Source organism: Pseudomonas sp. E1MeOHC2, assembly GCF_058745025.1.
The window spans coordinates 2847901-2863456 of record NZ_CP196675.1; the positions used below are offsets into that span (position 1 = coordinate 2847901).

Annotated in this window: 10 protein-coding genes and 1 tRNA gene; 1 reads left to right on the top strand and 10 read right to left on the bottom strand. The window is 62.3% G+C overall.

What is annotated here, in order from left to right; all coding sequences use genetic code 11:
• Positions 1 to 4: 4 nt before the first annotated feature.
• The 6 genes from pqqB to ACSSU5_RS12695 all read right to left on the bottom strand — a co-directional run bounded on the left by pqqB (position 5) and on the right by ACSSU5_RS12695 (position 6745).
• Positions 5 to 916 (bottom strand): pyrroloquinoline quinone biosynthesis protein PqqB, encoded by a 912-nt coding sequence (gene pqqB / locus ACSSU5_RS12670; RefSeq protein WP_264310589.1) that lies wholly within the window; start codon positions 914 to 916, stop codon positions 5 to 7.
• A 78-nt stretch (positions 917 to 994) separates the two neighbouring features.
• Positions 995 to 1066: a pyrroloquinoline quinone precursor peptide PqqA gene (pqqA, locus tag ACSSU5_RS12675; protein ID WP_003243383.1), complete on the bottom strand. Its 72-nt coding sequence runs from the start codon at positions 1064 to 1066 to the stop codon at positions 995 to 997.
• 170 nt (positions 1067 to 1236) lie between these two features.
• Positions 1237 to 3516 (bottom strand): pyrroloquinoline quinone biosynthesis protein PqqF, encoded by a 2280-nt coding sequence (gene pqqF, locus ACSSU5_RS12680; RefSeq protein WP_492561273.1) that lies wholly within the window; start codon positions 3514 to 3516, stop codon positions 1237 to 1239.
• Between the two features lie 59 nt (positions 3517 to 3575).
• Positions 3576 to 4373: a carbon-nitrogen hydrolase family protein gene (locus ACSSU5_RS12685; RefSeq protein ID WP_492561274.1), complete on the bottom strand. Its 798-nt coding sequence runs from the start codon at positions 4371 to 4373 to the stop codon at positions 3576 to 3578.
• Positions 4374 to 4387: 14 nt separating this feature from the next.
• Complete coding sequence (locus ACSSU5_RS12690) at positions 4388 to 6070, bottom strand: flavin monoamine oxidase family protein (RefSeq protein ID WP_264310586.1); 1683 nt, start codon at positions 6068 to 6070, stop codon at positions 4388 to 4390.
• A 213-nt stretch (positions 6071 to 6283) separates the two neighbouring features.
• Positions 6284 to 6745 carry an Lrp/AsnC family transcriptional regulator gene (locus ACSSU5_RS12695; RefSeq protein ID WP_264310585.1) on the bottom strand — a complete coding sequence of 154 codons (462 nt, stop codon included), beginning with the start codon at positions 6743 to 6745 and terminating at the stop codon, positions 6284 to 6286.
• Between the two features lie 114 nt (positions 6746 to 6859).
• On the opposite strand from ACSSU5_RS12695, the gene ACSSU5_RS12700 reads away from it, so the two are divergent.
• Positions 6860 to 7414, top strand: coding sequence for a serine acetyltransferase (locus tag ACSSU5_RS12700; protein ID WP_492561275.1), 555 nt, complete (start codon positions 6860 to 6862; stop codon positions 7412 to 7414).
• A gap of 67 nt (positions 7415 to 7481) precedes the next feature.
• Here the strand turns inward: ACSSU5_RS12700 and ACSSU5_RS12705 are convergent.
• The 4 genes from ACSSU5_RS12705 to dnaG all read right to left on the bottom strand — a co-directional run bounded on the left by ACSSU5_RS12705 (position 7482) and on the right by dnaG (position 15347).
• Positions 7482 to 7558, bottom strand: a tRNA-Ile gene (locus ACSSU5_RS12705).
• A 16-nt stretch (positions 7559 to 7574) separates the two neighbouring features.
• Complete coding sequence (locus tag ACSSU5_RS12710) at positions 7575 to 11318, bottom strand: EAL domain-containing protein (RefSeq protein WP_492561276.1); 3744 nt, start codon at positions 11316 to 11318, stop codon at positions 7575 to 7577.
• Positions 11319 to 11449: 131 nt separating this feature from the next.
• Positions 11450 to 13297 (bottom strand): RNA polymerase sigma factor RpoD, encoded by a 1848-nt coding sequence (gene rpoD / locus ACSSU5_RS12715; RefSeq protein WP_264310573.1) that lies wholly within the window; start codon positions 13295 to 13297, stop codon positions 11450 to 11452.
• Positions 13298 to 13364: 67 nt separating this feature from the next.
• Positions 13365 to 15347 carry a DNA primase gene (dnaG, locus tag ACSSU5_RS12720; RefSeq protein ID WP_264310572.1) on the bottom strand — a complete coding sequence of 661 codons (1983 nt, stop codon included), beginning with the start codon at positions 15345 to 15347 and terminating at the stop codon, positions 13365 to 13367.
• Between the last annotated feature and the right edge of the window lie 209 nt (positions 15348 to 15556).

Sequence of the window (15556 nt, forward strand, 5' to 3'; positions counted from 1 at the left end):
CTCCTTAAAGCTCGATGCTCATGCCATCGAAGGCGACTTCGACGCCCCGACGCTGGACCTCGGCCCGCTCTGGCGAATCTTCATCGAGGATCGGGTTGGTGTTGTTGATGTGGATAAGTACCTTGCGCTGGCGCGGGAAGCCATCGAGCACTTCGAGCATGCCGCCTGGGCCGTTCTGCGCCAGGTGGCCCATTTCGCGACCGGTACGGGTGCCGACACCACGGCGCTGCATTTCATCGTCTTCCCACAGGGTGCCATCGACCAGCAGGCAATCAGCGCCGTGCATCATGGTCAGCAGCTTGTCGTCGACCTGGCCCAGGCCTGGGGCGTAGAACAGTTTGCCGCCGGTAGCGGTGTCCTCGACCAGCAGGCCCAGGTTGTCGCCCGGGTGTGGGTCGAAGCGGTGCGGCGAATAGGGCGGTGCGGCGCTGCGCAGCGGGAAGGGCGTGAACCTGAGGTTGGGGCAGGCGTCGATGACGAAGCTGCCTTCCAGTTCGATGCGGTTCCATTGCAGGCCACCGTTCCAGTGGCTGAGCATGGTGAACAGCGGAAAGCCGGTGGTCAGGTCTTGGTGGACCATGTCGGTGCACCAGACCTGATGCGGGCAGCCTTCGCGCAGGCTGAGCAGGCCGGTGGTGTGGTCGATCTGGCTGTCGAGCAGGACGATGGCATTGATGCCGGTATCGCGCAGGGCGCGGGCCGGCTGCATCGGCGCGAAGGCCTGGAGCTGGGCGCGGATGTCGGGCGAGGCATTGCACAGGATCCAGTGCTCGCCGTCGTCAGACAGTGCGATGGACGACTGTGTGCGCGCCGTGGCCCGCAAGCTGCCGTCGCGGTAGCCCTTGCAGTTGACGCAGTTGCAGTTCCACTGGGGGAAGCCGCCGCCAGCGGCAGAACCGAGAATCTGGATGTACATGGCCACTCTCTACCGGAAAACCGTATTCGAAAAACACAAACGCCCCGGCGGGCCGAGGCGTCGAACCGTAAGCAGGGCTTAGCGGTTGGCGAAGTACATGGTGACTTCGAAGCCGATACGCAGATCAGTGTATGCAGGTTTGGTCCACATGGGATGACTCCTTCCGAACAGGGTTGGGTTGGTCAGTTACTTGATTGGGTACCGCCGTGCGGCGGAGGTTCCCTTGACTGAGATTGCGCTATCTTACAAGAAAAACTTGTACCGAAAGGTTAATTATTCGAAAAGTGCCCTTGCAGTTCACGTAACAATCCTCGTTTTGCTCACTGCCATGATGGGTCTGGCGCTGCGGCATTGGCCAGGCAGAGCCAGGGGGCATCAGGGCCTAGAAGGCTGCCGAGCAGCGCGTCCAGATCCGCTTGCCGAGTCATCAGGATAGACCTGTGCAGGTCAGTCAGCCTGTCGGGTTGTGTCGCCAGGTATGTCTGCCACGCCCATTCGGCCACTTCGGCATTGGCCATGGCAGGCTCGACGAACTGTTCGGCCAAGGCGTGCTGGGCCGTGCTGTCCAGTACCACGCCTTGGCTTAGCAAAGGCTGCAGGTGAGCGAGAATATCGGCGTGGCTGGCATGGGGCGATTGCACGCCAAACAGCAGGCCACCACAGCCTTCAATCTGACGGAAGGCGCTGAAAACGGCGTAACCCAGTTGCAGTTCTACCCGCAGGCGTTGATACACCGGCCCCTGCAACAGGTGGGCGAGCAGGCGGCCGCTGGCGTGCTGGTTGGCCGGAACAGGGCAGAACAGCAACAGGGCGTTTTCGCTGCCGGCGACGCCTGCGTCAACCCATCGACGGCCCTTCCACAGGGGCAGCGCAGTCGCGGCGGCGGCTTGCCCTGGGCAGTTGCTCAGCACGCTGCCAAGGGGGGCGGTGTTTTCAAAGCCCAGTGCCAGGCCTTGCCAGCGGGCATTCTGCAACACCTGATCAAGCCGTTGCTGGTCAAGTGTGCAAGGCGGTAGCGGTTCGGGGTTGCTGGCAAGAATGGCATCAGGCAGTTGTTTGAGCAGGGCTCTGATCGGGATCAGCGCGGGCTCTGGGCTCGGCTGGGCTTGCCAACTGTCGGGTGAGGGCGCGTTGAGTATCGCCAGGGCTTCATCGACGGCGTGGATGACCGCTGACGGTTGGCCAGCACAACGTAGCTGCCAGTACTCGCCAGCTTCGCTGAACTGTAAGTGCAATGCGGCGCGTTCGGCACGTTCTTGCAAGGGGCGCAGCGCCCGGCAAAGGATCGGGAAAAACCCACGACGCAGACGCGAGGGCAGGTGCCAGCGTAGAGAGAGGGCGGCGTACTGGCGTGCTGCGGGGAGCAAGTCGCTGAGGGCCAGCGCTTCGGGGAGCGGCGCCTGCGTGGGGCTTGATTCGGCTGTCAGCAGAGGGTCTGCGACGGGTATCTGCCAGTGGCCCTGTTCACCGCCGGGAAGGCTGGCGAGCAGCGCTTTCAGTGCGTTCAGGCCTTGCTCGTCGAGTGCTGCGAAAGGCTGGCCTGAGCTGTCCCGCCGTGCCAGCTCCAGGGGGCTTGCGGCCCACTCGCGGCTGCGCTGCAGTTGCCCGAATTGGGCATTGAGTTGCGCAAGGTCGGTCTGACGGATAAAACCAAACCAGCCGTGCAGCAATGCGATAGCCTCATCTTTACATGCATCGGTACCGAGCTGCAGGTCGATGTGCCAGAGCATCTGCCCGGCGAACGCATACAGCGGTTCGGCTTTGCACCTCTGCAGCCAACCGCGTTGGCGAAGTGCGCCCAGCCATCCGCCCGGGCGGCTGTCATCGAGCAGATCGATCAGCAATCCCAGTGCCTGCTCGGCCCCCTCTGGTAGGCGTTCGTGGGCGAACGTGAGCGGCTGTTCGACGGCCAGCAGTGGCGGCGGCAATGCCTGCGCGACACGGCCACCAGTCGGGAACAGGCTGCCGAACTGTCGGCCCAGGCGCTCCAGCGCTTCCAAAGGTTGTGGGCCGCACAGGCTCAGGGTGATCTGCCCGCCTTGGTAGAAGCGTTGGTGAAACAGCCCGAGTGCCTGTTGGAACGCCGGGTCCTGCAGGGCAAGGGTAAACCGATTGCCCGCATGAAAGCCGCTCAGCGGATGCTGAGGCGCAGCCGATTGCAGCAAGGCGAATTGCTGTTGTGCCTGCGCGTTACGCGACCATGCGATGAATTCGGCATGAATCACCTCACGCTCCCGGCGCTGGCGCTCGATGCCAAGGTCGGGTTCGGCCAGCATCTGGCACAGGCGCTCCAGCCCTCCGGCCAAGGCCGCTGGGGGGACTTCAAAGAAAAAGTCGGTGGTGCGCTCACGGGTGCTGGCGTTGACCTGGCCGCCAAGGGACTGCACATAACGCATCAGGCCGTCTTCCAGTGGGAAGCGCGTTGTGCCCAGGAAGAACAGGTGTTCGAGAAAATGCGCCATCCCCGGCCATTTTGCCGGGGCATCATGGCTGCCTGCATGCACCCGCAACGCGGCCGCCGCACGCTTGAGGCGTGGGGCATGGCGCAGGGTCAGCTGCAGGCCGTTGGCGAGGGCTACGTGGTGCGTGGCGTCAGGCATGGGAGCTCCGGGTAGGCGTTCATGCTAGCGCATTTGCACTGCCATAACCCTTGCCGCTCCTACAAACCCTTGCGCACATGCAACTCCTGGCGCAAATCGGTGAGGTAGGGAAACGCCTTGCGACCTTGTACCACCTGCTCACGCTCAAGCTCTGCCAGCAATTGGCACTCATCCCGCCCGGCCATGGCCAGCAGGCTACCGTCCGGGCCGATGATGCTGCTTTGCCCACAGTACTGGATGTCTTCCTCGGCCCCGCAATAGTTGGCGTACACCAGGTAGCACTGGTTCTCCTGCGCCCGTGCTCGCACCGTCACCTGGCAGATGAAATCGTAAGGCGTCATGTTCGCCGTCGGTACCAGGATCAGTTCAGCGCCATCCAGCGCCAGGCGCCGGGCGTTCTCCGGGAACTCGATGTCGTAGCAGATCAGCATGCCGACCTTCCAGCCCTCCAGTTCCACAACCGGGAAATGATCGGGGCCTGCGCTGAACATCGAGCGGTCCAGCTCACCGAACAAGTGCGTCTTGCGGTAGTTGCACAGGCTGCGACCGTGGGCGTCGATCAGTTGCACGCTGTTGTAGAACGCGCCGTCATCGCCCCGCTCCGGGTAGCCATAGGCGATGGCGATGCGATGGGCTTGGGCGATCTCCACCACGTCCATGGCCGCAGGGCCATCGCTGGGCTCGGCCAGGCGCTCGACCTGGGCCAGGCCAATGTTGTAGCCGGTCAGGAACATCTCCGGGCACACCAGCAGTCGAGCGCCGCGCTCAGCCGCCAGTTGGGCCTGGTGCTGCAGCCGTTGCAGATTGCCGGGCACGTCCAGTGGGTTGGGCGCGCCCTGGAACAGAGCGATGCGCATGGCGCCTCCTTTTCTTAGTCGGCCAGCGCGATCGGGCCGATTTCGTCGAACACATCGCCTGGGCCTGGGTTTTCCGGGTGGGTCTGGCCACCGAAGTGATTCATGATACCCCACACGGCATTGAGCGAGGTCTGCACCGCGCCTTCCACCCAGGCTGGCGTCCACGACACATCGTCACCGGCGATGAACATGCCGCGCTGTTCGGCGGGCATGTCCTGTTGCATGAAGTGCGCGTACATGCGCTGGTTGTAGCGGTAATGGCCCGGCAGCGCGCCCTTGAAGGCGCCGAGGAAGTGCGGGTCGGCCTCCCAGGAAATGGTGATCGGGTCGCCGATGATGTGCCCGGCGATATCGGTCTTCGGGTAGATTTTCTTCAGTGCGTCGAGGGCCAGTTGCACGCGCTTTTCGACGGGGTGCGGGAGCATCTTCAACGCATCGCTCATCCACGCGTAGGACAGGCAGATCACCCCTGGTTTGTCGTCACCGTTGTCGAACAGGTAGGTTCCCCGGGTCAGGCGATCGGTGAGGGTCATGCTCATCAGGTCGCGGCCGGTTTGCGGGTCCTTGTCCTTCCAGAACGGGCGGTCGACCATGACGAAGGTTTTCGACGATTGCATGTAGCGGGTACGGTCCAGGGCCATCCACATCTTCTGCGAGAACAGCGACTCTTCGCAGTCGATCTGCGTGGTCAGCAGCCAGGTCTGGCACGTTGCAAGCACGGCGGCGTATTGGCGGGTGTCGCCCCAATTGTCGGTAACCGCGATGCGGCCATCGGCGGCGCGGGCGATGCGCTTGACCCCGGTGCGCGGCGCGCCCCCGTGCAGCGAGCTGAGGCTGGTGCCTTGCGGCCAATGGGCGCAGCGTTCCGGTACATGACGCCAGATGCCTTGTGGCACCTGCTCGACGCCGCCTACGACCAAGTGCTGGTGATCGTCGCAGTTGGTCATTACCACGCGGAAGATTTCCAGCATCGAGTTGGGGAAGTCCGAGTCCCAGCCGCCGGTGCCGAAGCCGACCTGGCCGAACACCTCCCGGTGCTGGAAGCTCAACTTGGCGAACGAGCGCGAGGTGGCGACGAAATCGTAGAACGTGCGGTCGTCCCACAACGGCACCAGTTCGTTCCACAGCGCCTTGAGGCGCGGCACGTCACGGTCGCGAATCGCCTGCTGGATATCGGCAAATTGCGCGCCGCTTTCCAGGGCGTCGGCCCAGGCGTCGGCCACTTCGTGGAACAGGTCGGGCAGGTCGGCGGCCTTTTCGGCGTAGTAGGTCTGGCCTTCCAGGTCGATCACCGTGCTGCCGGAGGCAGGGGTCAGCGGGTTGGGAAAGGGCTTGGTTTCCAGGCCCAACTTATCCACATAGTGGTAGAAGGCCGTTGAAGAGACCGGAAAGCGCATGCCACCCAGCTCGGCGATGATCCCGTCGGTGCCGTTGAAGGCTTGCGAGCGCAGCCGGCCGCCCAGCTTCGACGCTTCGTAGACCACGGGCTTGAGGCCCAGCTTCATCAGCTCGTAAGCCGCCACCAGGCCGGCGATACCGGCACCGACGATCGCCACTTCCTCGCCATGGCGCTCGGCGGGGATGCTACCCAGGCCAGCGGGGTGTTCCAGCCAGTCGTCGAAGGCGAAGGGGAAGTCCGGGCCGAAGATGGTGATGGGCTTTTTGCCGTCGGCGGGGTGGCGGTTCTTGTTGTTCATGAAGTGACCTTGCCAGAGGGGCTGCGCGGAGAGCGGAGCCTGAGTATAGGAGATGGCTGGGGGTCATTTTAGGGAGTGAAGTATTCGTAATTAAGGTGCAGAGTGTTGTCTTAATGTATGTTTTTTAGTCGAAATGATCAGCTATTGGTTGTTTTTGACGAAACCGGCGGGACGGGCCACAAAATGCAAGCCAGGCACCTCGTGCCCCTCGCGTCAGAGCGGCTGCCCGCGGTCCACCTTGCTGCTCAGAATGATCGACGTGGTGGTCTTCTCGACCCCGTCGACACTGCCGATCTGATCAAGCAACTGGTCCAGTTGTTCCGGCGAGTCGGTGCGCAGCCAAGCCACATAATCGAACTCACCACTCACCGCGCACAGTTGCTGCACCTGCCCCATGGCACTCAGACGCCGCACCACCTCCTTACCGGAACGGGGCTGCACCTTGATCCCGACATACGCCTGCAAGCCACCGCCCATCACGTGTTGGCCCAGGCGTACGCCGTAGCCTGAGATCACCTTGTTCTTCTCCAGCCGCTCCAGCCGCGAGTTGACCGTGGTACGTGCGATACCCAGCAGGCGGGCGAGGGTGGCAACGCTCTCGCGGGCATTGATTTGCAGCAGGGCGATCAGCTGGCGATCGATTTCATCCAGCGTGATGGGGCGGGCATCCGACATGGCAAGTCTCTACAGTGGGCCCGCTAGCCTAGCCAGCCAATGGCAGCCAGGGCAAGGCTGCGTCGCGGGCTTTCTTTCGGCATCATGACAAACCGACCGTACTGGACTCGTGCCGTGAACCTCGCAAACCTGCTCGAATGCTGGCGACTGGAAGTCTCCAACAAGAAAAAGCCCGGACGCCGCATCAGCCTGCTGTTCAACGTGCTGCGCCGCGCCCGCAAGGACAACAAGCTGCGCTTTCTCTTTGCTTTTCGCCTGGCCCAGTACCTCGACGCACGAGGCGGCCTGGCCCAGTGCCACGCCAAGCGCATGCAGCAACGGCTCAATCTGAAGTACGCCGTGGACATCGACATCGGCGCTCAAATCGCCCCAGGGCTGCGCATTGCCCACCTTCCTGGCGTGGTGATTACCCGTCACGTGAGCATCGGGCGTAACTTTTTCATCCGGCAGAATTGCTCGATCGGCATCAAGACCCTTGGGTTGGAGGCGTATGCGTTGCGCATTGGCGATAACGTCAGCGTGGGCGCCAACAGCTGCATCGTGGCGGACCGGATCAGCATTGGCGATGACGTGGTGATTGGTGCGATGTCGCTGGTGATGCGGGATATTCCGGCGGGGACCACGTTTTACAACACGCGGCAGGTTGAGATGCAGCCTCGGGCGAGCTAGGGAGCTGTATTTTTGCGCTGGGCAACAGGCACAAAAAAGCCGCGCTAATGCGCGGCTTTGTCGTATTTGGTGGGCCCACACGGACTCGAACCGTGGACCAAAGGATTATGAGTCCTCTGCTCTAACCAACTGAGCTATAGGCCCTCAGTAAGTGGCCGGATTATAACGAGGGTTTTGAAAGGGTGCCATCCGAAAGATCGGATAGTGCTATACGAAGAAACGCCGCTGCGAACTCCTCCGGCGGCAGGGGCAGGCTGACGATGTAGCCCTGGATCTGTTCGCAGCCCTCGGCGGCCAGGAAGCGTTGCTGGGCCTGGTTCTCCACGCCTTCGGCAATGATCGTCAGCTGCATGCTGCGGCCAAGGGCGATGATCGCGCGGGCGATGGCGGCGTCGTGGGGGTCTTCGGGCAGGCCACGGATGAATGACTTGTCGATCTTGAGGATGTCCAGCGGCAGGCGTTTGAGGTAGCTGAGGGACGAATAGCCGGTGCCGAAGTCGTCGATGGCCAGTTGCACGCCCAGTTTTTTCAGTTGGTGCAGCACGGCCAGGGCTTCCTCGGCTTGGCTCATGATGAAGTTTTCGGTGATCTCCAACTGCAGGTCGCCCGCCTTGAGCTGATAGGTCTTGAGCAACTGCTCAATGCGCCGTGCCAGGTGGGGGTGGCGTAGCTGGGCGCCGGCCAGGTTGATCGACAGTGGGCCAAACACCTCGTAGTGGGTTTTCCAGATGTGCATCTGCTGGCATGCCTGCTCCAGCACCCAGTCACCCAACTGAAGGATGGTGCCGTTTTCTTCCGCGAGGTGGATGAAGTGCTCTGGCGGCACTTCGCCGAAGGTCGGGTGGCTCCAGCGGATAAGCGCTTCGGCGCCGACCAGGCTTTGAGTCTTGAGGCTGAGTTTGGGTTGGAAGCACAGGCTCATCTCGTTGCGTTCGACGGCGCGGCGCAACTCATGTTCAAGCGCGATGCGTTCGCTGGCCTGAGCGGTGAGGTCGCGGGTGTAGGCTTCGACGCGGTTGCGGCCTTTGGCCTTGGAGCGATACATGGCGGCGTCGGCATTGCGGATCAGCGTGGAGACGTCGCTGCCATCCTGCGGGTACAGGCTGATGCCGATGCTGGCACTGGTGAAAAACTCGTGCTCGCCGGCCTGGAAGGGCGCGCTGAAGCACGCCAGCAGTTTGCCGGCGATGCTGTTGGCGTCACTGGGCCTGTGCAGGCCGGGCAGGAGGATGATGAATTCGTCACCGCCCAGGCGGGCCACGGTGTCGACGTCGCGCACCTGCTCTTTAAGGCGCTGGGCGATGCCCTTGAGCAACAGATCGCCGACCGGGTGCCCCAGGCTGTCGTTGATGTGCTTGAAGCGGTCGAGGTCGAGGAACAGCACCGCGCCCTGGCGATTCGAGACTTGGGCGCAGGTGAGCACGGCCTGCAGGCGGTTCTCGAACAGAGCACGGTTGGGCAGGCCGGTGAGTGGGTCGTGGTGTGCCTGGTAGTCAAGCTTGGCCTGGGCGTGCTTGAGGCTGGAAATGTCGGCGAACACGGCAACGAAGTGCGTGATCTCGTACTCGCTGTTGCGCACCGCGCTGATGGTCAGCCAACTGGGGTAGAGCTCACCATTCTTGCGTTTGTTGTAGATCTCGCCCTGCCAATGGCCTTCGTCGGTCAGCTGGTGCCACATGGCGGCATAGAAGGCACTGTCGTGCTGGCCGGAGGCGAGCAGGCGTGGGGTTTGGCCGAGCGCTTCGATCTCGCCGTAGCCCGTGATTTCGCTGAACGCGCGGTTGACCGCGCTGATGCGCTGGTCGATATCGGTGATCAGCACGCCCTCGGCGGTGTTCTCGAACACCGTGGCGGCCAGTTGCAGTTTTTCCTGCATCAGGTGGCGCTCGGTGATATCGCGGGCGATGGTCAGCATGCAGTCGACACCGCCTATCGGCAGGGGCCGGGCAGACAGTTCGCAGAGGCGGATTTGCCCATCGCTGCGGCGGATGTGGCAACTGAAGTCGCGCACGAAACCATCCTGCTTGAGCTGCTCGACCAGCCGTTTGCGTTCGTTGAGGTCAACCCAGATGCCAAGGTCCAGCGAGGTCTGGTCGATACTCGGGTTCAGGTCGTAACCGGTGAGGCGGCAGAAGCCCTCGTTGACTTCGATCAGCAGCCCGTCACTCTGGCGCGACAGCAACAGGCCGTCCGGCGATGCATGGAACGCCTTGGCGAACTTCTCTTCCGAGGTCTGCAGTTGCTCCTGGGTTTCCTTGAGCTGGCTGATGTCACGCACGGCCACCACCAGTGCCGGGGTGCCATCGAGCTCGAACGTTTCTGCCGAGGTCAGCCCTGTGAACAACTGGCCATTGCTGCGCCGGAAGCTCATTTCCAGGTTGCGGATGCCGCCTTGGTGCAGGCGTTCGAGCAGCCGTGGCCCGGTGCCTTCCACGGCCCACAAGTTCAGCTCGGTGGCGGTGCGGCCGATTACTTGGCCTGGCGTCAGGCCGATCTGCTCTTCGAAGGCTTCGTTGACTTCCAGCAGGCAGCCGTCGCTGTGGCGGGCGATCAGCAGGATGTCCGGGCATTGCTGGAACACCGAGGCAAACTTCTGTTCCGACAGGCGCAGGGCATCTTCGGTGCGTTTGGTTTCGCTGATGTCGATCATCAGCCCGCGCATCACCGACCGGTGGCCGTGCTCGATCATGCTGACGATGTTGCGCACCCAGAGGGGTTGGCCATCGGCGCGGATTACCCGGTAATCAAGGCTGTGATCACGCCCGGCGGCGGTTTCACTGTCGCAGTAGGCCTGGGCCCAGAGCGCATCCTCGGGGTGCAGGATGCTGCGCCAGAAGCCGGGCTTGAGCCAGTCGTGCAGAGGATAGCCGAGCAGGTCTTCGGCATGGGGCGAGACATAGCTGTAGTTAAAATCGTTGGCGTCCGCCTCCCAGGCGATTGCTGACAGGCTTTCAACCAGGCCGCGGTAGTGATACTCGCTGCTGCGCAGCTCTTGTTCGAGGGCGATGCGCCGGGAAATTTCCGAGCTGAGCCGGCGATTGATGCGGATGACCACGGCGAGAATCGCCACCAGCAACAGCACCGCAGGCAGGCCATAGACCAGCATGTCGGACCAGAACAGACGCTGGTCCACCACGTTGCCGACCCAGCGTTGTTGAATATGGCTGACTTCGGCGCTGCTCATGTCGGCCATGACTTTGTCGAGAATGCCTACCAGGATTTTCTTGTCCCGTGGTGCGGCCATGGCCAATTGGTAGCGGTAGGGTGTTTCGCCGCTGACGTAGAGGCCGTCGAGCTTGAGCTGACGCAAGCTCCAGATGCTCGAAGCGAGGTCGCCCACCACGGCGTCGACTTCGTCGGTGGCCAGCGCCTGCAGCGCCGAACTGACATTGGGCATGGCCGCCAGGTTGAGGTCCGGGTGGTGGGTGCGCAGCAGTTCGTGTGGTGCGTAGTTCTCGACCACCGCGATCTTCAGGCCGTAAAGGTCCTTTAGTGAGCGTGGTTGCGCACCGCCTTTGTGGGCCAGGATGACAATGGGGAAGTCGAGGTAGGGGCGGGTGAAGGCCAGATAGCCCTGGCGTTCGGGGGTCGACATGATGCCGGGAAGCAGGTCGAGCTGGCTATTGCGCGCCTGCGCCAATACCTCGGTCCAGCTCTTTGGCTCGACCGGTTTGAGCGTCACACCCAGGCGTTCCTGGATCATGGCGATGTAGTCGGCGGCCAATCCCTGGTACCGGCCCTCCTGGTCGCGAAACTCGAACGGTGGCCATGAGGCGTCTACGCCCAAGCTCAACTGCGGATGAGCAGCCAGCCAGGCTTTCTCCTCGTCTGTCAGGGTCAGGGCGCCGGCCGTTGTGTTCCACAGAATAAGGAGCAGCAACAGGATGGCCGGCATCAGGGGCATAGCGGCCTCGCGATCAGAGTGTCTGACGTCGAGTGTAGACGGGCATTGCGCGGGATGTGGGGTAGAAATCAGGCATTGTGTTGCAGCCGTGGCCGCAAAAGAAAAACCCCGGCCTGGGCCGGGGTTTGTCATCACTCGTCGAGGAAGGAGCGCAGATGCTCGCTGCGAGTCGGGTGGCGCAATTTGCGCAACGCCTTCGCTTCGATCTGACGGATCCGTTCACGGGTCACGTCAAACTGCTTGCCTACCTCTTCGAGGGTGTGGTCGGTGTTCATGTCGATGCCGAAGCGCATGCGCAGCACTTTGGCTTCGCGGGCGGTCAGGCCCGAGAGCACGTCACGGGTGGCTTCCTTGAGGCTTTCGACCGTGGCCACGTCGATCGGGGACTGCATGGTCGAGTCCTCGATGAAGTCGCCCAGGTGCGAATCTTCGTCGTCACCGATCGGAGTTTCCATGGAGATCGGCTCTTTGGCGATCTTCAGTACCTTGCGGATCTTGTCCTCAGGCATTTCCATGCGCTCGCCCAGCTCTTCCGGGGTCGGTTCACGACCCATTTCCTGCAACATCTGCCGGGAAATACGGTTGAGCTTGTTGATCGTCTCGATCATGTGCACCGGAATACGGATGGTGCGCGCCTGGTCGGCGATCGAGCGGGTGATCGCCTGGCGAATCCACCAGGTGGCATAAGTCGAGAACTTGTAGCCGCGACGGTACTCGAACTTGTCCACCGCTTTCATCAAGCCGATGTTGCCTTCCTGGATCAGATCGAGGAACTGCAAGCCACGGTTGGTGTACTTCTTGGCGATGGAGATCACCAGACGCAGGTTCGCCTCGACCATTTCTTTCTTGGCGCGGCGGGCCTTGGCTTCACCGATCGACATGCGACGGTTGATTTCCTTGATCTCGGCGACGGTCAGGCCAGTCTCGGTCTCAAGGTCGATCAGCTTCTGTTGGCAGGCGACGATAGCAGCGTCTTTCTCACCCAGGGCGGCAGCCCACTTGGTGTTACGCTTGGCCAGGTCACCGCTCCAGGTCTGGTCGGTTTCGTTGCTTGGGAACATGCGCAGGAAGTCGGCACGCGGCATGCGGGCGTCACGAACGCACAGTTGCATGATGGCGCGTTCTTGCTGACGCAGGCGGCTCAGTGCATCACGCACGCGCTCGACCAGTACCTCGAACTGCTTGGGTACCAGCTTGATCGGCATGAACAGGTCGGCCAGGGCCTGGAGGGCCGCGATGCTTTCCTTGTGGGCACGACCGTTCTTCTTCACGACCTTGAGGGTCGCCTGAAGCTGGTCGGATACCGCACCGAAACGCTGAGCTGCAACGACTGGGTCCGGACCGCTTTCGGCCTCTTCCTCATCGTCGCTCTCTTCGCTTTCTTCTTCGTCGTCCGATTCTTCCTTGGCAGCCGCGGCCTTGGCGCCTGGAACAGGCACTTCTTCGGTCGGGGCAGCGATGTTGTCATCAGGGTCGATATAACCGCTGAGAACATCGGACAGACGGCCACCTTCGGTGGTGACACGGTCGTATTCGCTGAGAATGTGGTCGACAGTACCCGGGAAGTGAGCGATGGCGCCCATGACTTCACGGATGCCTTCCTCGATACGCTTGGCGATTTCGATCTCGCCTTCGCGGGTCAGCAGCTCGACAGTACCCATTTCACGCATGTACATGCGCACTGGGTCGGTCGTGCGGCCGATATCGGTTTCAACGGCCGCCAACGCTGCTGCGGCTTCTTCGGCCGCGGCTTCGTCGGTGTCGGCTTCCGCCAACAGAAGGGCATCCGCATCCGGAGCACTCTCGAATACGTTGATCCCCATGTCGTTGATCATGCGGATGATGTCTTCCACCTGTTCAGGATCTGAAATATCCTCAGGCAGGTGGTCGTTGACCTCCGCGTAAGTCAGGTAGCCCTGCTCACGACCGCGGGTGATCAACTCTTTGATACGAGACTGCTGTTGCGCTTTTCCGGACATAACACCCTATCCACTGAAGGTCTTGGCGGGCAAAAAACAAGCCGAGGATTATACCCGAGCATGGGCCTCACGCGCCAGATGAGGTCGGCGTTTGTGCGGGAACATTCCTGCTAAGCAGGGCGAGAAGCTGCGATTTTTCCTCACTGCTCAACTCGCTTTGACGTGCTTTCCTGAGCAGATGTTCCAGGCTGCGCTCGCGTTGGCGGGCGGACAAGCTAGTTATAGTGTCGAAAAACTGTTGTTCAAGGTTGTCGGCCACGATCAGCCATTCCTTCTCGGCCAGTGCGCGCAGCAAGCGGCCCTGTTCGGTGCCGTGCCAGCGTGCGATCAACTGCATTGAGCTTAGCCCAGGATTCTTCTGAGCGGCTTCGATCAAGGCCACCAGCAACTGGCTGTACAGGTGCTCTTCGTCGGCGAAGTGGCTGGCATCTTCCACCTTGCCGGCCAGCAGCGGGTGGTGCAGCAGGGTGCGCAAAGCCGCCAGGGTCGGGGGCTCCACGGGGGCCGGGGTGCGCGGTGGTGCCTCGTCGCGTTGCTGCCAGGGCTTGCCACCTTTTCGATTCTTATCCCAGGGTTTGTCGCTCCACGGCTTCTTGCCACCGGCCTTGTTCGGCTTCCATTGCTGCTCTTGCTGCGCCGGCGCGTAGTCGTGCTGCGGCATGTCGCCGTAGTCTGGCGTGTAGCTGGCCATGGCATCGTAGTCATAGCCCGGATCGTAGTCCGGTACGCTGCTGCTGGCTGCAGGTTGCTGGGCCAGTTGCTCTACTTGCTGCGGGTCGAGGCCGGTGATTTCCTTCAGGCGGTTACGCATGAGCTGGCGCAGGTTGGCGCCAGGGATTTTTTCGATCAACGGTGCGGCCAGGGTCGCCAAATGCGCCTTGCCTTCCAGCGAGCGCGGGTCGGCCTCGGCGCTCAGTTGCTCGAAAAAGTAATCCGCCAGTGGCTGGGCGTGCTGGTTGATGCGTGCCATGAAGGCGTCGGTGCCTTCGGCGCGTACCAGGCTGTCCGGGTCTTCGCCTTCGGGCAGGAACAGAAAGCGTGCTCGGCGGCCATCCTGCAGGGTCGACAGGGTCGACTCCAGCGCGCGCCAGGCAGCCTTGCGCCCGGCCTGGTCGCCGTCGAAGCAGAACAGCACGCTGGGCACCACGCGGAACAGGCGTTTGAGGTGTTCTTCGCTGGTGGCGGTGCCGAGGGTGGCCACGGCGTTGCGCAGGCCCTGCTGGGCGAGTGCGATGACGTCCATGTAGCCCTCGACGACGATGATTTCGTCGAGGTTGCGGTTGTGCTTGCGTGCCTCGTAAAGCCCGTAGAGCTCTTGGCCCTTGTGGAAAACCGGGGTTTCCGGGGAGTTGAGGTACTTGGGCTTGTCGTCGCCCAGCACCCGGCCACCGAAGGCGATCACGCGGCCACGGCTGTCGCGGATCGGGAACATCACGCGGTCGCGGAAGCGGTCATAGCGCTTGCCGCTCTCGGCGTTCTCGATCAGCAGGCCGGCATCGATCATGACCTTTTGCTGCAGGGTGTCGGCGCCCAGGTGCTTGAGCAGGTTGTCCCAGCCGGGTGGCGCGAAGCCCAGGCCGAAGTCGCGGGCAATCTCGCCGGACAGGCCGCGCCCCTTGAGGTAATCCACCGCCGCTTTGCGGGTAGGGTGGTTGCGCAGGGCCTGGCGGTAGAATTCGGTGGCGGCATCCAGTAGCGGGTACAGCGGCGAATCCGTCGGCTGGCGCGGCTTTTGTGCGCGACGGCCCTCTTCGCGTGGGACTTCCATGCCTGCCGCGCGGGCCAGCTCCTCGACCGCCTGGGGGAAGTCCAGGTTGTCGTGGTCCATGACAAAGCCGAGGGCGTTGCCACCGGCGCCGCAGCCGAAGCAGTAATAGAACTGTTTGTCGGGGCTGACCGTGAAGGAGGGGGTTTTTTCCTTGTGGAACGGGCAGCAGGCGGAGTAGTTCTTGCCGGTTTTTTTCAGCTGGACGCGCGAACTCACCACGTCGACAATGTCGAGGCGGTTGATAAGGTCGTCAATGAAACTCTGGGGAATCAGCCCGGCCATGGCAGTCTCGTCATCTGGCAACTGGCAAGTCTAATCGCTCACGCGCCGGTTGGGGCGAATGCTGCAAGGGGAAGTGCGAGGGAAGATGTGCTCGTCGCCAGCCAATGAAGGCTCGTCAGACAGGACGTGCACGACTGGTCAAGGACCAGCTCTGACGTTTCAGGCGGGTTGCCCAATACAGTTCGCATGAGCGAGTGCGTAAGGGCCTT